Consider the following 19,043-nt stretch of genomic DNA (forward strand, 5'->3'; position numbering starts at 1 on the left):
ATGAATAACCGCCGATCATTTTTGAAGACTTCTGGCAAGGCCCTGGGTGGCTTATTTTTTTGCGGTTGTGGATTAGCGCATGCTGCCGATATAGCGAAACCTAAACGCATTACCCCTGTTTTTATCAATGGTAGGCGCATAAAAACCATCGACGTACACGCACACTGCATGTTCCAAGATGCCATTGACTTGATGGGTGATGATGCCGCTTCAGTTCCACCACCAACCAAAGGCATTCCAGAGCATTTCATCAAAATCAATGAGCGCATTAAAGCGATGGATGCTCAGGGTATTGATATGCAAGTGCTCAGCGTGAATCCCTACTGGTATCGCAAAGATAAAGAGACTGCTGTCGAGATCTGCCGTCTCAATAACGCTCATTTAGCAGAGCTCTGTCATCTCAGACCTGATAAGTTTGCCGCTTTTGCATCACTGACTATGCAATACCCCGATCTAGCAGTAGAGCAACTCGAGTATGCAGTAAAAAAACAGGGTTTACGTGGTGCCGCAATTGGCGGAAGCGTATTGGGGCAAGATTTTTCAGACCCCAAGTTTCATCCCGTGCTAGCAAAAGCCCAGGAGCTGAATGTTGCCCTATTTATTCATCCGCAAAGCACTCCGCAACTTGCTCAGCGGTTTAAGGGAAATGGCTGGATGTCTAATGTGATTGGTAATCCATTGGATACAACAATCGCATTACAACACCTCATCTATGAAGGTGTCCTAGATAAATATCCACAACTCAAAGTGCTGGCAGCCCATGGAGGCGGATTTCTAGGCTCCTATGCGCCCCGTATGGACCATAGCTGCTTTGTGTCACCCCAAAACTGCGATCCTAATATTGTTTTGAAGAAGAAGCCGTCTGAGTATCTAAAACAACTGTACTTTGATTCGCTCGTTTTTACACCAGAGGCATTAAAGTATCTGGTGTCACAGGTTGGCGTTAGCCAAGTAGTGATTGGTACAGATCACCCTATTCCCTGGGAAGAATTTCCGGTAGAGCATGTCATGGCAACTCCAGGGCTGAATAATGCAGATCGGATCGCCATCCTTGGTGGTAATGCCGAACGCCTGCTCAATTTATAAACCAATTAAGCTAAAACCTCGCCTAGTTAGTTATAAAAAAGCCTCCGAGCATCCGCTCAAGGGCTTTTTCTTTGCCTATTATTTTTCTAAGCTTTGCTTAATGTGTATCAAGCCACTCTTTAAGGCTCCGATTAAATTTCTCAGGCTGCTCCATTAAGAAAAAATGGCTCGCATTGTCAAACAGAATGGTTTCTGAACCAGCAATACCTTTGCCCATGATCTCTGTAGCAGTTAAAGAGCAAATTGGATCATTTTTACCGGCCATGATCAGAGTTGGTTGCTTGATAAAAGCCAACTGATCTACAGTGTCGTGGTTTTGGCAGGCTTCATTCTGACGGCTGTAGCACGCAGGCAATCGGGTTTCTCCGCCAATGAGTGCTTCAATCTTTTTAACTTGCTCTTGCTTAGTATTAAAAAACTCTGCTGAGACAAAGTTTTGTACAGAATGCCTTGCATGATCAGCCCAACTCATGCGCCATTCAAGTGCCTCCCGCATATTTAACAACACTCGACGACCAAGTGGGTCAAGCATTGCAAACGATGCGCACAGTACTAAGGACTTCACTCGCTCCGGTGACATTAAAGCCATGTGCTGAGCAACCGCGCCACCCATAGATCTACCAACAACATGCGCTGATGGGATATTTAAAAAATCCATCAAGCCCAGGGTATCTTTCGCAAGATCTTGGGTGCTAATAGGTTCATCTACTTGGGTACTCTTGCCTGCACCCCGGTTATCAAATGCAATCACTCTGTAGTGATCTTTTAAAAGCTGAATCTGTGCTGTCCATGCGCTATAGTCACCTGCAAGGCCGTGGATTAAAACCACTGGAACACCTTTGCCAACATCCACATATTGAATGTTGTACTTGCCGATCTTTGCCGTCTTTAATAAATCCTGCATATCAGTTACTCCACACTCAAGTGAGCTTGTAGCTCCTGCTGCTTTTCAGTAAATAGCGCTTTGCTGCCACTAAAGACGACCTTGCCTCCATTCAACAGCACGACATCATCTGCCACACTTAAAGCAAGATTGAGATTTTGCTCAACTAAAACAATAGAAATAAACGGCTTGAGGGTGGCAATAATATTGCCCACTTCTTTGACAATTTGTGGGGCCAAACCTTCTGAAGGCTCATCCAATAGCAATACTTTAGGATTGGTCATTAAGGCTCTACCAATTGCTAGCATCTGTTGCTCACCGCCAGATAAGCTGCCCGCAATCTGGTTCTTGCGCTCATTCAAGCGCGGGAAGAACTGGAATACGTCTTCAAGCGACCATTGACGTGCACTGCCAGCACGAGGCGCTTGATAAGCCACATCTAAATTCTCTTTAACGGTAAGACTAGGGAAGATACGGCGCCCTTGCGGAACAATGCCGATGCCTGCTTGGCAGATTTTCTCTGGTGATAAGTTTTGTAATGCCACACCATCCAACTCAATCAAACCACTTCTGCCGGATAAGAAACCAATGATGGAGCTAATGCAAGTAGTCTTGCCTGCACCGTTTCTGCCCAATAGCGCAAGCACGGTGTCTTTCTTTAGCTCAAATGAGATGTCATACAGAATATGGCTATCGCCATAAAAGGCATTTAAGCCTTCAATCTTTAAGATGGCATTAGTGGCCAAGATAAATCTCCTTGGTACGCGGATCATTTACCACTTCTTGGCGCGTGCCACTCGTAATTACTTCACCGTAATGCAAAAGCGTTACTCGGTCAGCAAACGCCAAGGCCACAGCCATATCATGCTCAATCATCAAAATGGTAATATTGCGATCGATTTGCTGGAGCAACTCAGTAATGGTTTCACGTTCTTCTGTAGATAAGCCTGCCAAAGGTTCGTCAAGTAATAAAATTTGTGGGTTTTGAGCTAGGGCCATCGCAATCTCTAAGCGACGCTTCTCCCCATAGGAGGTCTGCTCTAAGGGTAGATAGGCTTTAGCGCCCAACCCCACCTTTTCTAAAACGGCTAATGCCTTCTGATCCAAGTCCGACTCGGATAAGAAGGACCCCCAGCACTTCCAACGTAGTGGCATTTTGCCTAGTAAGGCTAATTTCACGTTAGAAATCAAATTGTCTTTGCCAAACAACGTCAGAATTTGATAGGTTCTTGCTAAATCGAGTTGTGCACGCTTAGCAGTTGGCAGCTTGGTAACATTTATTCCAGCAAGCATGATGGTTCCAGAGTCTGAAGCAAGATCACCTGAGATGAGGTTAAACAATGTTGTCTTGCCAGCACCATTTGGCCCGATCAATAGGTGCCTCTCTCCGGCATTCACAGTGAGATTGACACCCTTAGTCACCTTTAGACCACCAAAGGATTTGCTTAAATCGGAAACTTGAAGAATGGGACTCATCTTTTACTTGTTTGAGTTGAGTGCATTTTTAATGCGATCAAATCCAGCAACAATGCCGCCTGGAATGAACATTACAATGAAAATAAATACCAAACCTAATAAAGTCACCCAGTGATCTACATATTGGCTTGCTACATTCTTTAGCAACATCACTAAAGCAGCTCCAATAACTGGGCCCATCAAGGTGCCAGCACCTCCAGCAATCACCATCAAGAGCATCTCAGCAGAGTTTGCCAATGAAAGGCTGTGTGGGCTAATAAATTGGTGGTAGTAGACATACATAATTCCACCGATTGAGCCGAAGAAGCCACAAGCAGTGAAGGTTACCCAGCGAATTAACCAGACGTTAAAACCAAGCGCACTCATCCTACGAGGCTGATCTTTGGTCCCGCGAATGGTCGCACCAAAAGGAGAGCGCACCAAGATCGCAATCGCAATCCAAACCAATAAAAATACAAAAAGGGTGAAGTAGTAGAAATAACTTGCCTCACCTAAATCGAACCCAAAAATATGCGGTCTGGTAATACCAGATATTCCATTATCACCACCAGTGACGCTGGCCCAGCGATAAGCTAAGCCCCATAGAATTTGCCCAAACGCTAAAGTAATCATCAGAAAACTAATACCCGTAGCGCGTAAGGCAATCAAACCAAATATACCGGCGACGGCAGTAGTGCCTGCAATCGCAATGGCTGCCGTACTTGCATGACTCCAGCCTAGCTTTACTGTCAACCAACTACTAATATACGCAGCCAAACCCAAATAACCCGCATGGCCTAATGAAGTTAGGCCGGCATAACCTACGAGCAAATTAAGACTCATGGCAAAGATACCGGCGATTAGAATTTGACTCGCTAAGTTGGTGTAATACGTTCCGCCGAGAATGATCGGAAGTGCAAGCAATACAGCCAGAATGACAATATAAAAAATGCGGTTCAAGCGCTAATCTTTCCAAACAAGCCACGGGGGCGGACAGCCAAAATAATCAGCATTGGTAAAAATAAAATGATGTAGGCCAAATCGGGAAACAGGGCCTGGCCAAAGCTGTAGATAAAACCAATCAAAAAGCTGCCAATGAATGCACCCAACAAACTGCCGAGGCCCCCCAGAATCACGACAACCAATGCAATTGGCAGCATGTCTGCATCCAGACCTGGATAAACTGACAAAATTGGAGCAGCAGCAATACCGCCGACACCTGCTAAGGCCGCCCCCAAGCAAAAAACAATGGAGAACAACTTAGTAGCAGGCACACCAATGCCCTGAGCCATTTGGCGATCATCAACACTGGCACGAATCATGACGCCTAGCTTTGTTTTGTCTAGCAAGAGCCATAAGCCGAGCGCCACAAAAATACTAAAGATGACTAAAGCGATTCGATAGAGGGGAAAGGTTTGACCAAGGATCTGAATACCGCCAGCAAGAAAGCTTGGAGCCGCAACCGGACGAGGATCACCACCCCAAAACCAAAGACTGCAATCTGCAATGACAAATGCCACACCTAAAGTTGCCAATACCTGAGACAGACTGTTACCCGCTAAGCGACGCAGAATGACTCTTTCTACTGCAATACCTAATAAACCAATGGCAATTGCAGCAGCCAATATAGCTAAGAAGAAAGAGTACCCTGCCTCAATCACACTTAAGCCAACATAAGCACCCAACATGAAATAAGCGCCGTGCGAAAGGTTGGCAATGCGCATCAATCCGAAAATTAATGAAAAGCCTGCCGCCAGGGTGAAAAGAACTCCCCCGAGGGCAAGGCTATTAAGACTCTGAATTAACCAAAAGGACATATTCAGCGAATCAGTTTTCTAAGTTATTCGCAGGTGGGTAATCTCTAGAGTAAACAGGGTTAGCTAGGAAGTCCTTCGCTTTATATGTCCAGAACTGGCTAACCGCTGGATAAGTTTTGATCACAACGTTAGTAAGCTTGCCATCTTTTTTCTCAACTTTACGGATATAAATATCCATAATTGGGTTACCCAATGCATCTAATGTCACCTTGCCTCTTGGATCATTTGGCAATTGCACTGCACGCAATGCAGCCATGAAGGCATTCTTGTCTTCAATATTCCCTTTAACATCTTTTAAAGCCTGTTCAAGCATCAATGCAGCACCATAGGCGCCCATGGAATAGTAGCCAGGATCCTTTTTATACATCGCATTGAAATCTTTAACAAACTTCGCATTAGCTGCGTTATTCAGGTTTGCAGAATACCAACCAGTGGAAATCACACCCAGCGCGTCATCGCCCATGAAAGGCAAAATACCTTCATCGACCGTAGTCATTGCACCAAGCAAAGGAATTTTTCCTTTTAAGCCGTACTCACTGTACTGCTTCACAAACTTCACACCATTGCCGCCAGCAAAGGCCGCAAATACAGCGTCAACGTTTGGCTTAATCTGGCCAATGTAAGTACCATAGTCAGCTACGTTCAAAGGAGTCCAGAGCTTTTGTACTACCTTGCCGCCGTTCTCTTCAAATGTTCTTTGGAAACCAGCTGCAATCTCATGACCAAAAGCAAAGTCATCAGCAATGATGGCAATGCGCTTGTACTTTAAGTCTTTAGCAGCGTACTCGCCAAGCGCATGACTTGGTTGAGCTGAGCTACCAACACCACGAACAAACCATGGATTTGGTTTGCGTTGTGTTAAATCTTCAGCGCCAGCAGATGGGGAGATTACAGGTACGCCTACTTTTTTAATGTAGTCATCTACTGCAATCGCTTCAAATGCTGCCAAAGGTCCAATAATGACCTGAACCTTATCTTTTTCTACTAGCTCTTGTGTTTTAGTTTTAGTAACGGCTGGTTGGCCAGAAGTATCAGCAACGAATAGCTCCACCTTTCTACCGGCGATCGTGTTATTGCGCTCCTTCATAAACAGATTGATTGCCTCCTCCATCTGTTTGCCGCCCGCAGCCAAAGCACCCGATTTGATGGTTAAGAAACCAACCCGAATCGGTGTGCTGTCAGCCGCAAAGGCTGCAGGGGTTAACAGCGCCCCCGTTACTGCAAGCGCTACGGCTTTTAGGTGGATCTTCTTCAACATAACTGTCTCCTCGCGGTGTTTTGTACTCTGTAATTGTAGTTTTAACGTCTTAGTTGATATACTACAATAAATTTAAATTTACGCAATATTTTTCTGTAAATATTATTTATCTATATATATCATATACTTATAAAAATCCTTATCATCCTATAAAACCCTTGTGATATATTACGATTTATATTTATAGAGAGCCTAATATCTCTGAAACCATGACAGCTACTATTACAGAACCCGTAGAAACAGACGGTCGACTGCTCCGCGAGAGAGTGTACGAAGAGCTTCGTCACGATATTTTGTCGTGCCAATTAATGCCTGGCGCCGAAATACGAGAAGCCGAATTGGCGGCGCGGTTTGAAGTCAGCAAATCCCCAGTACGCGATGCTCTCATTAGCTTAGAGCGCGAAGGCTTAGTGATCACCATTCCACGCCAAGGTTATCGGGTAGCCCCTGTTTCGATTTCAGACATGCTGGATATGTTTCATTTGCGCGCAGCGCTTGAACGAGCCAACATCGAACGCGTCATCCGTCATGCGAGTGATGAGCAGCTACAAGCCCTAGATCAATACAAACGCTTTGATGAAAATCAATGGAAGGATGGATTTGTTGGATACAACAAATCATTCCATCGCAAGATGGCTGAACTCGGCGGCAATCCGCGCATGCGCGATCAACTGATTGACCTCATCGATTTAATGGAAAGAGCCGTACAGATTAGCGTGAGTAATATGAACCACGGCAAGCCAGAGGCGCTTGTAGAGGAGCATCGCGAAATCATCGATATCGTCCAAGCCAGATCTATTAAAGCTGCCCAGCGTTTAGCTGAGCAGCATGTGCTTGCTGCTGGCAAGCGCGTAAGTAATGCAGTTTCACGCGGAATGATTGTTAACTAATTCAATTTATTTTTAAAAGGACCACCATGTCAAACCCTAACAAGCAAGTCCCTATTCGTGGATTATTTATTGATGGTAAAGAAGTGCCTGCATCCCAACCTGAGTTACTGGATGTATTAAATCCAGCAACTGGTGAGATGCTTGCACAAATCTCACATGCGACAGACGCAGACGTTGATAAAGCAGTAAAAAGCTCTGCTAAAGCCTTTTCTAGCTCCGAGTGGAGCGCCATGTCTAATCGCACAAGAGCTAAGCTCATCAATAAACTAGCTGATGTTTTTGAAGCCAACCTAGAAGAAATCTACACACTAGAAACCGCCAATAACGGACGCTCCTTAAATGAGACTCGTGCCCAAGTCTCTCGCTTGCCAGACTTCTTCCGTTACAACGCAGGCCTTGCTATTGCACGTCGTGATTCTGTCATTCCAGTAGATGGCAACTATCTGAACTACACCTTGCGTACTCCGATTGGCGTTGTAGGCAACTCCACACCATTCAATCACCCATTGATGATCATGGTAAAGAGCTTAGCCCCTACCCTTGCATCTGGTTGTACGACAGTAGTAAAACCCTCTGAATACACTCCCTTAACCACCTTACGTCTTGCTGAGCTTTTTGTAGAGGCTGGTTTACCTCCAGGAGTATTTAACGTGATTACCGGTCTTGGACCATCAACTGGCAAAGCCCTAGCTGAGCATCCTGGTTTGGCCAAGTGGGTTCTGACTGGCGGTACAGAAGCTGGTCGTATTACTGGCGCATTGGCTGGTAGCAACTTTGCACATCAGACCTTAGAGCTCGGTGGCAAAACTCCAGTTCTCGTATTTGATGACTTCAACGTGGATCAGGCAGTGAACTATGCTGCATTTGGCGCCTTCATCGGTGCAGGACAAACCTGTATTTGTGGAAGCCGTCAAATTGTTCAGGCAAAAATCTATGATGAGTTTGTTGAAAAGCTCGCAGCTAAAGCGAAGTCCATTCGCATTGGCAACCCGATTGATCCAACAGTGCAACTAGGGCCTGTCGTCTCAGCACGTCAACAACAACGCGTTCTCAAATATATCGATATTGGGCTCAATGAAGATAAAGCTCGCCTAGTAGCTGGGGGTAAGGTGCCAACTGATGCATCCATGAAAGATGGCTTCTTTGTTGAGCCAACGGTTTTTGCTGATGTCACACGTGACATGCGTATTTTCCAAGAGGAAGTGTTTGGGCCATTCGTATCTGTGACTAAATTCACTACCGAAGAAGAAGGTCTCGAGCTGGCAAATGACTCTCCGTTTGGTCTGGCGGGCGCAATTCGAACAAATGACGTGACTAGAGCACACCGCGTCGCTGCCAAGTTGAAGTGCGGCATTGTTTGGGTAAATGATCACCACCGTTTAGACCCAGCATCACCATGGGGCGGTATTAAGGACTCCGGCATTGGTCGTGAGTGCGGTACAGAATCGTTTGATCAACACTTTGAAACTAAGAGCGTCATGATTCGTTTGGATGATGCGCCGTTTGACTGGTACAAAGATACTGCCAGCCAGCCACGCCTTAACTAATCACCCGTCTTCCATTAGAGAGCAAGGAAATATATTCACATGGCAAATAAAACTGTAACCATCGATAACAAAAAATTGAGCTTGGATATCTCCGGCTCTGGCAAACCCATTGTGTTGTTTCACTCTCTATTGGCTGACAGTAGTTCATTCGCACCATTGGCAGCAGACTTGGTTAAAACCCATCAAGTGATCTCGCTTAACCTGCCTGGGTTTGAAGGCTCTGACTTCGTGGGCGGAGATCTAAATACGATTGCTGCTCACATTGCTAAAGCTATCGAATCCCTACACCTTTCTGAAAAGCCCATCTTCTTAGGCAATGGTTACGGCGGCTTCATCGCTTTGATCACTAGCATTCGTCACCCACAACTAGCCTCACGCTTGGTGCTGGCTGATTGTGGCGCCATGTTCTCCGAACCTGGTCGCGCTGCTTTCCGAGGAATGTCTAATGCTGCTAAAGAGAAGGGTTTAGAGGCCATTGCTGATGTTGCGATGCGCCGCTTGTTTGCCCCTGAGTTCCAAGAGCAAAATCCAACCCTCGTTGCCGAAAGAAAGAAACGTTTCTTGAGTCTTGATACTGAAACTTTCCATGGTGCCTGCGCCGCTTTGGCTGGCTTGGATATTCGTGATCAACTATCTAATGTGACTCAACCAGTGTTGGTGCTCGTGGGAGAGCTTGATGAAGCAACTCCTTCAGCCATGTCTGTAGAACTTCATGCTGGCTTGCCAAATGCCACTTTGAACATCTTGCCTGGCTTGGCACACGTTCCTCAGTTGCAAGCTCCAGCAGTATTTATGAGCGCTATCCGCGACTTCATTAACGCCTAATCATGAGCGTAACCCTTTATGGATTCTGGCGCTCCCTAGCTGCTTATCGCGTTAGGGCTGCCCTAAACCTAAAGGGAGTTCCTTTTGAAGAGGTGTCTATTAATTTAGCTGGTGGTGAACAATTTGGTGAAGCCTATAGTTCGCTCAACCCACAACACGTGGTTCCTCTGCTCAAGCATAACGGTCATGAAATCATTCAATCGCTAGCTATTCTGGAGTACGTAGAAGATATTTGGCCAAGTCCAAAACTAATTCCCAGCAAACCCATCGATAAGGCAGAAGTGAAGGCGCTTGCTTTAATTACTATTGCCGATACTCACCCACTGATTGTTCCTAGAGTCAGAAACTTCCTGAATAAAGAGTGGGGTCTTGATGAAACCGCCCAAACAAAATGGGCGCAACATTGGTTTACTAAAGGCAACGAAGCAATAGAAAGCACTTTAATCAAGTTAGGCAAATCTAAAACCTATTCATTCGGTGATGAAGTGACGATTGCTGATATTGCTTTAGCTTCACATGTGATTGGTGCAAAACTATTTAATGTGGATATGAGCGCTGCCCCTACCCTCAATAGCATCTTTGAAAACTGCATGAAGATTCCGAGCTTCGCAAATGCACACCCCCTCAAGCAGCCAGGCGCTCCTGAGCCAAAACTATTCACAAAGCCCCGTTAAGAGCAACCCTCCAGAAAAGAAACCAAATGGTTTCTTTTTCCCTTTTACAAATTCATCGATATTTAAGTAATCAACGAAGGCTCCGTTATTGCCTGCAGCATTTTGCTCCCAAAGGACCTTATAGGAACCTTTCCCATTACCCGATGCAAGCACTTTAGGAGTGCTGAGGGCGTCCATGACGTCCCCAATCACCTCACCAGTACCCTTGATCACAGTAAATTTCTCCCCGACCCTTGGGCTATCTCGCAATACATCTAGAGAACCATCTGCCTTAATGTAGGCATCGCTCATTACCTGGCACTGATAAAAATGCGAATCGGCATAGGCTTGCAATGGAGCGAATACTGCAGCCATAAAAAATAGAGTGGTTAAGCGATTCATGGTTTTATCTTTTGGCGACTGTTTCAAAATGAAAATTTGATGCGAATAGTTACACTCAGTCTACTAGAAATACAAAAGCCACCCCTGGGTGGCTTTTGTATTTTAGCTATATCAATCTTCGGGCTGAGCCGCCCTTAATGTAGGCGCTCAGCCGAGGGAAGACTGAGGGGCGCAGGACCGCCTATTAATAGCTCATTGCTACTGAGCCCTGAAGCAAATAGTTGTGCCAGCTCATGGGGAATGTTTTCGTTGGCGCAATAAATTCCTCTTTGGCAACCAAACTTTAGAACAATCAACCCAACAGCCGTAAGCCTCTTTAAATGAAAATCTAGCGTCCCTGAGTCCACGCCAAATTTATCAATGATTTCTTTTGGTCTCACCCCTACTTTTCCGGAGCGATAGATGGACATGAACACCTTAAATCTAGTCTCGTGACCCAGAGCTTCAAAAATCGGCAGATATAGGGAGATTTCCATGAGTTGATCTTCAAATATTGAGAGCGAAGATTGGATCAAATGAATTAGTTGGATGTCCCAGTGGTGTAATCCAAAATGGGCTGTGCTTGACCACGAAAATCACGCATCGCAATCTCGTGAACTGAATCGCTGACCTCCAATACCTCTTCCCTTATTTCATACTTAATGAGACGGATTTCTTCGGACAAGCTTTCAGACTTGGGATCCAAATAGGTCGGAATCTGATGTGGGTTGTTTGGATTGGCGCGAACAGAGCCATCCCCGCCCAATTGAATGTTCGTTGCGGCGATTGCCACAGAACCAAATACGAGCAATACAAGCATCAACAAAGCAACGAGCTGGTGGCGACCAAAAATAGAAGTTGATGACATGATGGATCTCCGAAAAATTGAACTTGAACCATCCTAAGAGCGCTACCCTCTCTTAGCTATAGCACTTTAGCTCTAGTCACTGAACTGACATATGCGCCCGCAACTTAAAGTTTAGGAAAACCCTTAAATTAGCGAGCTAAACAGGGCTTAGCAAAAGATTATTGATCTTGGTCAAGCGTTTATATAGAGCTAAAGTACTAGAAATAGAAAGATGATGGATGCAATAATCATTCTAGATAAAAACACACCTCAAATAGGCCGAGAATAAGGGTCGCCATGCATTCTGTTTCACTATTAATCGTTGACGATCATCCAGTTTATCGGGATGCACTTCACCAGTTTCTTACTAGAAAATTCTTTTCCTGCGGAACACAAGTTTTTTCAGCAAACTCGATTAAAGAGGGCTTGAATATAGTACGCTCCAAAAAGTCAAGCTGGGTCATTCTTTTAGACTTGCTCATACCGGATTCTGAAAATCAGCTGTTTGGCATTCAAGAATTTAAAAAATGTGATGACGTTATTGCTATTGCTGCAATTTCCGGGCTTGAAAAGGAAAGTTTGGCGCAAGAGTGTATTGAAGCGGGTTGCAGCATTTTTATACCAAAGAGCAGTGACACCTCATTTATTTACCAAAGTCTTTGCGATTTAATGGGCCTCAGTTCCAATGAGTCTAAGCCCACTCCGCTCACCGACAGGCAAAAACAAATCCTTAACCATATATCGAATGGCGACTCCAACAAAATGATCGCCTACTCACTCAATATCAGCGAACAGACTGTTAAGGTGCATTTGGGTGAGATCTTTAAAAAGATGCAAGTGTTTAATCGCACTCAAGCCGTAATAAAAGCAAAAGAAAACGGCTGGGTGTAAGACATGGATCTCTTCTCTATAGAGGACAACAAAGATTTGTTGTTAGAAGAAAAGTATAGGTTTCTTGAAACTGCCTCGCGGACCAACACTGCAGGCACAGTTATTGGGCCACTATTTACCGGAATTTTGATTTTTCAGGAGACCCCCCCGGTCAATCTTGCCATCTGGTTAGTGGCAATGATCACATGCGTAGTGTTTAGAGCCTACATGATCTTTACAAGGAATAAAGATCCAAAACTAACAACCAAGCAAAAAATATTCAACTTAAATCTGGGTGTCGTATCAGTAACGGCCTGCTGGGGACTTGGGTGGCTAATGATTGCAACTGTTTTACCATTTAGCCTGCAATGCATCTATTTATTGATGAGCTCTACAGCGGTGTTCGTAGGTTTATATGGCTACTCTGTTCATCGATCAACGGTTCTATGCTTTGCACTTCCGATCTTCAGCTGCCAGTTTCTCGCCTCCATTCTCCCTCCAGTGATGTTCCCATGGCCCATCCAATTGGGTAACTTTGCATTCTTTCTTTACACCATTAAGATGGCTTCCTATTTTTCGAAGTCTTGGATACAAACAGTCAGCTTACAAATTCAGAACCAGTCTCTGAATAAGGAGCTTGAATACGAGCGCAATATTGCGATTGCAGCAAACATTGCCAAATCAAAGTTTATTGCCACCGCCAGCCATGACTTAAGACAGCCGCTCCATGCTGTCAACATTTATCTAGACTTATTCGAGCCTAATAAGCTCAACCAAAAAGAAAAAATTAATTTTCTTCAGATTAAAAAAAGTATCCAGACTCTTAACTCCATGTTTAAGTCCCTATTGGATTTAAGCAAACTCGATGCAGGCACCTCCAATAAGCTCGAAAAGCCATTTGAGCTTATCGAGCTAGTTGGCTTTTTATCCAACACCTTTACTCCAATTGCAGCAAGTAAAGATTTAATACTCCAGTTTGATTTTTTGAATATGGGTGTACATGGGGATAAGTTTTTGCTGCAGCAACTACTTGGTAACTTAATATCGAATGCAATTCAATATACTGCATCAGGATCCGTTCGGGTTAATCTAATCTCAAAGAACGACTGTTTACACGTTACGATTGAAGATACAGGCTATGGAATCGACTCATCCCTGCTAGATAAAATTTTTGATGAATTTTTTAGAGTAGACAGCACTCGCAATATGCACGATGGACTCGGGTTGGGCCTTTCTATAGTCAAAAGACTATGTGTAATTTCTAATACGGATCTTTCCGTGAAATCTACACTAGGATCGGGCACCACATTTAGCATTCAAACACCCTACTCGACCACCGCCCTACCAGACCATATTGAAATATTAGCTGATGATTTATTGCAACAAAACTTTGGATCACAAGATAATCTTTTAGAAGCAAAAACGATTGCGATATTTGAAGATGATCACACTATTTTTGATGCCTATAAACAAGCCTTGAATCAAAATGGATTCAAAGTTCTTTCTCTCTCTGAAAATAGCCAAGAGTTAATGAGTCAGCTGGCAAATATTAATCATATTGATTGTATTTTGAGTGATTACCGCCTTGAAACAACGACTGGAGATCTCATTATTCAGCAGCTCCGCGATAGTTTTGGCGTAGAAATTCCTGCCATTATTATTACTGCCGATACCTCTCCTCAGCATATTCAATTATTTAAAGAATTAAGCATTGACATGCTGTATAAGCCTATTGGTTACAACGAAATTGTTAATGCAATCACAATGCTTTTAAAAAAATAATATTAATTCCAGGAGACAACAATGCCAAACATTAAATTTCATCATATTGCAGCCCTACTGATCACACTATTTTCATTCAATGCTTATGCTGACTCTCCTCTTAATCCATGGGTAGGGGCCTATGGTCAAGTGGGCCTCATTGGCTACGAGAGTTATATTCCGAAAAGTACTAGCGGTACAACGTCCGTTGGAAATTACACATTTCCCAATACAGCAACTGCAAATCATGCAAATGGTCCTGCTGCAAATATAGGGATAGGTTATAACTTTGGCATTAGCGAAAACTATATTTTAGGAATTGGAGCAGCTTTATACCCTGGTCACTCAAGGTCAGTGGGCACAACGCTAGTGACAACTACGCCTAGCGGTGCATCTGTAAAATATGGCACATACGATGTTTCCAACATTTTTAGCTTTTCCTTACTGCCTGGCTATGTAATTAATAAATCTCATTTAATCTATGCAAAGATAGGTTACGCTGGGTCTACGCTCAATGCCAACTCCCCCGGTAACTATCCCCAACAATCCACTCGAGTCAATGGAACGGTTTACGGACTGGGATATAAGCAATTGATCACCGAATCCATTTACTTTTTTGGTGAAGGCAACTACGCCGTGAATCGAGCAAAGGCAGTTACCGTTGTAACGGATAGCGGCGCTATCGTTAAATCTACAGCTGATGCGACTGGATACGATTTTGTCTTTGGAGTTGGTTACCACTTCTAGAGTCCAACTGACTGACGAAAAAAACCACCCCGAAGGGTGGTTATCAATATTCAAAAGACCGTCATAGAATTTTGAATAGCTACTGGAACTCTTTTATAAATGCGATCGTTATGATGAATCTTGATCTAGGTCAATAATTCACTAGCGCTAGAGCTAAAGTATTAGTCTTGAATCGCTCTAACATTACCCATTGGATCTGAGTGAACGCTCGGCACCGCTTGAGACTGATCCCCTGGATTGAGTTTATTAAATGCCATCGCGCTTGCGATACCAATCAAGAATGCGCATACCGCCACAATTAAATTTGTACTGAGTTTTCCCACTTTACTTCCCCATATGAATTAAAAAATGAAAGCTAATTTCTTTAGCCGGGGGAATAGTAATTCATAAAACGTGACAAATTTATTAAAAACACATTTAGTAGAGCTAAAGTATTAGCAAGGAGTTAGAGACGCTAGCACTAAAGTTTTATATCAAATTTATTACGGCCTCTTATGATGAATCATCACTCAATGATCAACAAAGGAGTCTCAAATGAATATGAAACTAAGCTCTAGCCAAGATGAAAATCTCACAAGACTAATGAAGCATCCTCGTTTTCATGAGCTCAATCGCATTGCAGATTTAACTATCAAAGAAGAAACTCAAAACAGAGAATATTTCATTGAAAAATTGACGCTTATGGAATTGAATTCAGTGGTTAGCGCCCTGACCTAAGATTTTTTAACTAAATTAGTTCAGATATCTCAATGAGGTTTTGATCTGGGTCGCGAACATACACAGAGTTAATTTTTTGTGTGGCCCCAGTTCGGATCACTGGGCCCTCAACAATGGGCCAAGATTCTGAATGGAGCTTTTCAATCACCTCTTGTAAAGGACGATCAGCTATAAAGCAAAGGTCGAGCGATCCAGGAGTCGGCATATTAGCCTTGGGTTCAAACTCTTTGCCTTTGATGTGTAGATTGATCTTTTGGTTGCCGAACTTAAAAGCCTTACGCTCAACTGGCGGGGTGCCCCCAATAAAAGACTCTAGCTTCATGCCAAGAACGCGTGTATAAAAATCGACGCACTCCGCTTCTTTTGCGGTTGTTAGAACCAAATGATCTAAATGGTCAATCATACTTATCTTCTGATCTAGACTTTATTGAGCACGGCGTAATTCATCAACATAATCTGGCTCAGGATGCAATACGTTGGTAGTGCCGGCCTTTGCCACCTGCCCAGGGACCTCGTGCCCCACAATCTTTGGTAATTCTCTTGCCAACTGTATTAGCTTAGGAATATTCATGCCGGTGTCATAACCCATCGCATCGAGCATATGAATCGCATCCTCGCTAGAAATATTGCCACTTGCACCTGGTGCATACGGGCATCCGCCCAGGCCACCCAACGAACCGTCAAAACGAACAATACCAGACTGTACTGCAGCTAAGACATTGGCTAAGCCCATGCCTCTGGTGTTGTGGAAGTGCAATGTCAGTTGTAGATTTGGGAATTGCTTCTGCAATGAGTCGCACATTCTCTTTACTTGATCAGGATTTGCCATGCCTGTGGTGTCGCAGATTGTTATACCTCTTACACCGAGGTCTGCAAAACGTTTAGCGAACCCTTCAACCACCGTTTGAGAAACCTCCCCTTCCATGGGGCAGCCAAAACTAGTGGATAAGGAAACATTAATAGGCGTTCTGCCATCAACATACTTAATTACTTCAGCCAATCCAGCAAAGCTCTTTTCTCGACCCATTCGTAGGTTGGCTAAGTTGTGAGTCTCTGAAGTCGACATCACAAGATTAAATTCATCAGCCTTCGATTCCAATGCGCGCTCGGCACCTCTTAAATTGGGGACTAAGACGGTGTACTCCACTCCAGGCGCGCGCTTAATGCGCCCCATCACTTCCTCAGCATCGCGTAGCATCGGAATAGCTTTAGGCGAAGTAAATGAGGTCACCTCAATTTTGGCAAAGCCACACTCACTGAGCGCATCAACCAACTTCACCTTATCATCGGTTGGTACAAAGTTGGGCTCAATCTGAAAGCCATCCCGCATTACGACGTCATTGAAATAAATTCTGGTCATGGTTATATCTTTATTTAGTAAATGCAATGCCGCGCTCTTTTAAAGAGGCAACCTGATCATCACTCAAACCAATGCTTTTGAGTATTTCATCGGTGTTCTGGCCAATATCTGGGGCAAGAGTCTTAATAGATCCTGGTGTACGCGATAACTTCGGAATCACGCCAGGTACATGCAGCTTCGTGCCATCTTGCATCTGAATCGTTTGAATATTTTCACGGGCTTTGTAGTGTGGATCGCTTGCGATATCGGCAACCGTATAAATTTTTCCTGCTGGTACAGATACAGAATCCAGCGCTTCCAATGCTTTGGTAGTGCTAACTGTTTTAGCCCACTCACCTATAGCTTGATCAAGCTCAGCCACTCGTTTGACGCGACCATCATTAGTTTCCAGCTGGGGGTCATTGCCTAAATCTTCGCGCCCAATCACTGTCATCAGACGCTTGAAGATGCTATCGCCATTGCCAGCAACCAATACATAGCCGCCATCAGTGCACTGGTAGGCATTGGTTGGAGCAATCCCAGGTAAAGCACTACCAGCTGCTTGGCGCACCTCACCAAATGCGCTGTATTCAGGCAAAAGGCTTTCCATGCAATTAAAGACTGCTTCATACAATGCAATATCGATAATCTGACCTTTGCCACTGTTATGGCGCTCTTGTAGAGCTAGCAAGATACCAATCACACCATGCAAAGACGCCAAGGTATCGCCGATGCTGATGCCAACCCGCACCGGCACTCTGCCAGGTTCAGCAGTGAGATGTCGCAAACCGCCCATAGCTTCTGCAACCACTCCAAATCCCGGTTTATCTCTGTATGGACCAGTCTGACCATAACCACTGATACGAAGAACAATTAATTTGGGATTGAGTTGAAGTAATTTTTCTGGATCAAGACCCCAGCCCTCCAATGTTCCAGGGCGAAAGTTTTCGATTAATACATCGGCCTCTTTTACCAGCGTCCTGACAATATCTTGAGCTTCTGCTTTTCTTAAATCCAAGGAGAGTGATTTCTTATTACGTGACTGCACTTGCCACCAGACTGAAGTGCCATCTTTAAGAAGGCGCCACTTGCGCAATGCATCACCCTCTTTGGGCGGTTCGATCTTGATAACATCAGCACCAAAATCAGCCAAGGTCTTAGCAGCAAATGGCCCAGCAATGAGTTGCCCCATCTCTACGACTTTTAACTTTGATAATGGCTCCATCAAATCCCCTGAAATATGCTTTTATGCGCTAAATGGGTACTTTAAATCAATCAGCAATTGATCTAATAAAAGTCCATTTTCTTGGCCTAAAACATAGCTTTTTTATGGTGGGGGTGACTCAATCTTTCCAGGTGGGATGTTTTTGCATCACTGAATCGAATAATTCAGATTCAAGCTGCTGATTGAGCCATTTTTTGACTGCGGGTATAGGGAGTTGCTCAAACTTTTTTGGGTCAACCATTGAAAATTGCCTAATGAATGGAAAGATAGCCACATCCACCCAAGTTAATCTGCCCCCCATTAGGTATTGGAAGTTTTGCAGCGCCTGGTCCATAGGAATCAACATGACTTGCAATGCTTCATCGAGCACTGCTTCTGGATCTAGCTCCGGGAATCGATTGGGGTATTTGTATTGATCCACTAGAGTCTTAAATGGGCCATCATTTTTTTCAATCCAAGAATTGGCAATAGGCTCATCAACTTCTCTCCACCCATGCGGGTCAGACTGTTGCAATGCCCAGTGCAATATATCTAGGCTTTGATCCAATACGAGATCATCAATCCGTAAAACAGGGACAGTTCCCTTGGGAGAGAGCTGCAACATCGATTGCGGTTTATTGCGCAACTCAATTTCTCGGTGCTCAACCTGAATACCTGCATATTTCAATGCCATGCGGGCTCGCATGGCATATGGACATCTTCGATAAGAATACAAAGTGGGTGTCATGCAAGCACTTTACTC

General features: G+C 44.2%; 22 protein-coding genes. 9 read left to right on the top strand and 13 right to left on the bottom strand.

The window, feature by feature from the left end; translation table 11 throughout:
- Positions 1–1,086, top strand: a complete 1,086-nt coding sequence (locus FD963_RS07610) for an amidohydrolase family protein (protein ID WP_215361619.1) — start codon at positions 1–3, stop codon at positions 1,084–1,086.
- 97 nt (positions 1,087–1,183) lie between these two features.
- On the opposite strand, the gene FD963_RS07615 is transcribed toward FD963_RS07610, so the two are convergent.
- Genes FD963_RS07615 through FD963_RS07640 form a run of 6 tightly spaced genes read right to left on the bottom strand, consistent with a single transcriptional unit; the run spans position 1,184 to position 6,499 of the window.
- Positions 1,184–1,990, bottom strand: a complete 807-nt coding sequence (locus FD963_RS07615; RefSeq protein WP_215361621.1) for an alpha/beta fold hydrolase — start codon at positions 1,988–1,990, stop codon at positions 1,184–1,186.
- A gap of 5 nt (positions 1,991–1,995) precedes the next feature.
- Positions 1,996–2,742 carry an ABC transporter ATP-binding protein gene (locus tag FD963_RS07620; protein WP_215361624.1) on the bottom strand — a complete coding sequence of 249 codons (747 nt, stop codon included), beginning with the start codon at positions 2,740–2,742 and terminating at the stop codon, positions 1,996–1,998.
- Complete coding sequence (locus FD963_RS07625) at positions 2,705–3,445, bottom strand: ABC transporter ATP-binding protein (protein WP_215361626.1); 741 nt, start codon at positions 3,443–3,445, stop codon at positions 2,705–2,707. The genes FD963_RS07620 and FD963_RS07625 overlap by 38 nt, the downstream gene beginning before the upstream one ends.
- A 3-nt stretch (positions 3,446–3,448) precedes the next feature.
- On the bottom strand, positions 3,449–4,384 hold the full coding sequence (locus tag FD963_RS07630; protein WP_215361628.1) for a branched-chain amino acid ABC transporter permease: 936 nt from the start codon (positions 4,382–4,384) through the stop codon (positions 3,449–3,451).
- Positions 4,381–5,241, bottom strand: a complete 861-nt coding sequence (locus FD963_RS07635) for a branched-chain amino acid ABC transporter permease (RefSeq protein ID WP_215361630.1) — start codon at positions 5,239–5,241, stop codon at positions 4,381–4,383. The genes FD963_RS07630 and FD963_RS07635 overlap by 4 nt, the downstream gene beginning before the upstream one ends.
- 10 nt (positions 5,242–5,251) lie before the next feature.
- Positions 5,252–6,499: an ABC transporter substrate-binding protein gene (locus tag FD963_RS07640; protein WP_215361631.1), complete on the bottom strand. Its 1,248-nt coding sequence runs from the start codon at positions 6,497–6,499 to the stop codon at positions 5,252–5,254.
- A 209-nt stretch (positions 6,500–6,708) separates the two neighbouring features.
- Here FD963_RS07640 and FD963_RS07645 point away from each other — a divergent pair, with 209 nt between their 5' ends.
- From FD963_RS07645 to maiA, 4 genes are read left to right on the top strand one after another with little or no spacing between them, the layout of a single operon-like run.
- On the top strand, positions 6,709–7,389 hold the full coding sequence (locus FD963_RS07645) for a GntR family transcriptional regulator (RefSeq protein WP_215361633.1): 681 nt from the start codon (positions 6,709–6,711) through the stop codon (positions 7,387–7,389).
- 26 nt (positions 7,390–7,415) lie between these two features.
- Positions 7,416–8,936, top strand: coding sequence for an aldehyde dehydrogenase (locus tag FD963_RS07650; RefSeq protein WP_215361635.1), 1,521 nt, complete (start codon positions 7,416–7,418; stop codon positions 8,934–8,936).
- Between the two features lie 39 nt (positions 8,937–8,975).
- Complete coding sequence (locus tag FD963_RS07655; RefSeq protein WP_215361637.1) at positions 8,976–9,761, top strand: alpha/beta fold hydrolase; 786 nt, start codon at positions 8,976–8,978, stop codon at positions 9,759–9,761.
- A gap of 2 nt (positions 9,762–9,763) precedes the next feature.
- Positions 9,764–10,435, top strand: coding sequence for a maleylacetoacetate isomerase (gene maiA, locus FD963_RS07660; RefSeq protein ID WP_215361639.1), 672 nt, complete (start codon positions 9,764–9,766; stop codon positions 10,433–10,435).
- Here the strand turns inward: maiA and FD963_RS07665 are convergent.
- From FD963_RS07665 to FD963_RS07675, 3 genes are all read right to left on the bottom strand, one after another.
- Positions 10,415–10,816, bottom strand: coding sequence for a hypothetical protein (locus FD963_RS07665; protein WP_215361641.1), 402 nt, complete (start codon positions 10,814–10,816; stop codon positions 10,415–10,417). The genes maiA and FD963_RS07665 overlap by 21 nt on opposite strands.
- Positions 10,817–10,950: 134 nt before the next feature.
- Positions 10,951–11,292 (bottom strand): helix-turn-helix domain-containing protein, encoded by a 342-nt coding sequence (locus FD963_RS07670; protein WP_215361643.1) that lies wholly within the window; start codon positions 11,290–11,292, stop codon positions 10,951–10,953.
- Between the two features lie 44 nt (positions 11,293–11,336).
- On the bottom strand, positions 11,337–11,663 hold the full coding sequence (locus FD963_RS07675; RefSeq protein WP_215361644.1) for a hypothetical protein: 327 nt from the start codon (positions 11,661–11,663) through the stop codon (positions 11,337–11,339).
- Between the two features lie 276 nt (positions 11,664–11,939).
- Here FD963_RS07675 and FD963_RS07680 point away from each other — a divergent pair, with 276 nt between their 5' ends.
- The 4 genes from FD963_RS07680 (at position 11,940) to FD963_RS07695 (ending at position 15,737) form a co-directional block, all read left to right on the top strand.
- A complete protein-coding gene (locus FD963_RS07680) occupies positions 11,940–12,533 on the top strand; it encodes a response regulator transcription factor (RefSeq protein ID WP_215361646.1) in 594 nt (197 codons plus the stop codon).
- Between the two features lie 3 nt (positions 12,534–12,536).
- On the top strand, positions 12,537–14,294 hold the full coding sequence (locus FD963_RS07685) for a hybrid sensor histidine kinase/response regulator (RefSeq protein ID WP_215361648.1): 1,758 nt from the start codon (positions 12,537–12,539) through the stop codon (positions 14,292–14,294).
- A 21-nt stretch (positions 14,295–14,315) separates the two neighbouring features.
- Positions 14,316–15,020 carry an outer membrane protein gene (locus tag FD963_RS07690; protein ID WP_215361650.1) on the top strand — a complete coding sequence of 235 codons (705 nt, stop codon included), beginning with the start codon at positions 14,316–14,318 and terminating at the stop codon, positions 15,018–15,020.
- 534 nt (positions 15,021–15,554) lie between these two features.
- Positions 15,555–15,737 carry a hypothetical protein gene (locus FD963_RS07695; RefSeq protein WP_215361652.1) on the top strand — a complete coding sequence of 61 codons (183 nt, stop codon included), beginning with the start codon at positions 15,555–15,557 and terminating at the stop codon, positions 15,735–15,737.
- A gap of 10 nt (positions 15,738–15,747) precedes the next feature.
- Here the strand turns inward: FD963_RS07695 and FD963_RS07700 are convergent, their stop codons facing one another.
- From FD963_RS07700 to FD963_RS07715, 4 genes are all read right to left on the bottom strand, one after another.
- Positions 15,748–16,140 carry a VOC family protein gene (locus FD963_RS07700; RefSeq protein WP_215361654.1) on the bottom strand — a complete coding sequence of 131 codons (393 nt, stop codon included), beginning with the start codon at positions 16,138–16,140 and terminating at the stop codon, positions 15,748–15,750.
- 21 nt (positions 16,141–16,161) lie between these two features.
- Entirely contained in the window at positions 16,162–17,097 is a 936-nt protein-coding gene (locus tag FD963_RS07705) for a hydroxymethylglutaryl-CoA lyase (RefSeq protein ID WP_215361656.1), read from the bottom strand.
- A gap of 10 nt (positions 17,098–17,107) precedes the next feature.
- On the bottom strand, positions 17,108–18,301 hold the full coding sequence (locus tag FD963_RS07710) for a CaiB/BaiF CoA-transferase family protein (RefSeq protein ID WP_215361658.1): 1,194 nt from the start codon (positions 18,299–18,301) through the stop codon (positions 17,108–17,110).
- A gap of 118 nt (positions 18,302–18,419) precedes the next feature.
- Complete coding sequence (locus FD963_RS07715; RefSeq protein ID WP_215361660.1) at positions 18,420–19,028, bottom strand: glutathione S-transferase; 609 nt, start codon at positions 19,026–19,028, stop codon at positions 18,420–18,422.
- Positions 19,029–19,043: the final 15 nt, after the last annotated feature.

The organism is Polynucleobacter sp. JS-JIR-II-50 (assembly GCF_018687895.1).
Classification (GTDB): Bacteria; Pseudomonadota; Gammaproteobacteria; order Burkholderiales; family Burkholderiaceae; genus Polynucleobacter.

Excerpts from the sequence above, each read along its gene's own strand:
- FD963_RS07685 (WP_215361648.1), top strand. The coding sequence starts at position 12,537 with ATGGATCTCTTCTCTATAGAGGACAACAAAGATTTGTTGTTAGAAGAA.
- FD963_RS07705 (WP_215361656.1), bottom strand. The coding sequence starts at position 17,097 with ATGACCAGAATTTATTTCAATGACGTCGTAATGCGGGATGGCTTTCAG.
- FD963_RS07680 (WP_215361646.1), top strand. The coding sequence starts at position 11,940 with ATGCATTCTGTTTCACTATTAATCGTTGACGATCATCCAGTTTATCGG.
- maiA (WP_215361639.1), top strand. The coding sequence starts at position 9,764 with ATGAGCGTAACCCTTTATGGATTCTGGCGCTCCCTAGCTGCTTATCGC.
- FD963_RS07625 (WP_215361626.1), bottom strand. The coding sequence starts at position 3,445 with ATGAGTCCCATTCTTCAAGTTTCCGATTTAAGCAAATCCTTTGGTGGT.
- FD963_RS07615 (WP_215361621.1), bottom strand. The coding sequence starts at position 1,990 with ATGCAGGATTTATTAAAGACGGCAAAGATCGGCAAGTACAACATTCAA.
- FD963_RS07690 (WP_215361650.1), top strand. The coding sequence starts at position 14,316 with ATGCCAAACATTAAATTTCATCATATTGCAGCCCTACTGATCACACTA.
- FD963_RS07695 (WP_215361652.1), top strand. The coding sequence starts at position 15,555 with ATGAATATGAAACTAAGCTCTAGCCAAGATGAAAATCTCACAAGACTA.
- FD963_RS07650 (WP_215361635.1), top strand. The coding sequence starts at position 7,416 with ATGTCAAACCCTAACAAGCAAGTCCCTATTCGTGGATTATTTATTGAT.
- FD963_RS07610 (WP_215361619.1), top strand. The coding sequence starts at position 1 with ATGAATAACCGCCGATCATTTTTGAAGACTTCTGGCAAGGCCCTGGGT.
- FD963_RS07655 (WP_215361637.1), top strand. The coding sequence starts at position 8,976 with ATGGCAAATAAAACTGTAACCATCGATAACAAAAAATTGAGCTTGGAT.
- FD963_RS07645 (WP_215361633.1), top strand. The coding sequence starts at position 6,709 with ATGACAGCTACTATTACAGAACCCGTAGAAACAGACGGTCGACTGCTC.
- FD963_RS07635 (WP_215361630.1), bottom strand. The coding sequence starts at position 5,241 with ATGTCCTTTTGGTTAATTCAGAGTCTTAATAGCCTTGCCCTCGGGGGA.
- FD963_RS07700 (WP_215361654.1), bottom strand. The coding sequence starts at position 16,140 with ATGATTGACCATTTAGATCATTTGGTTCTAACAACCGCAAAAGAAGCG.
- FD963_RS07710 (WP_215361658.1), bottom strand. The coding sequence starts at position 18,301 with ATGGAGCCATTATCAAAGTTAAAAGTCGTAGAGATGGGGCAACTCATT.
- FD963_RS07620 (WP_215361624.1), bottom strand. The coding sequence starts at position 2,742 with ATGATCCGCGTACCAAGGAGATTTATCTTGGCCACTAATGCCATCTTA.
- FD963_RS07640 (WP_215361631.1), bottom strand. The coding sequence starts at position 6,499 with ATGTTGAAGAAGATCCACCTAAAAGCCGTAGCGCTTGCAGTAACGGGG.
- FD963_RS07675 (WP_215361644.1), bottom strand. The coding sequence starts at position 11,663 with ATGTCATCAACTTCTATTTTTGGTCGCCACCAGCTCGTTGCTTTGTTG.
- FD963_RS07670 (WP_215361643.1), bottom strand. The coding sequence starts at position 11,292 with ATGGAAATCTCCCTATATCTGCCGATTTTTGAAGCTCTGGGTCACGAG.
- FD963_RS07715 (WP_215361660.1), bottom strand. The coding sequence starts at position 19,028 with ATGACACCCACTTTGTATTCTTATCGAAGATGTCCATATGCCATGCGA.
- FD963_RS07665 (WP_215361641.1), bottom strand. The coding sequence starts at position 10,816 with ATGAATCGCTTAACCACTCTATTTTTTATGGCTGCAGTATTCGCTCCA.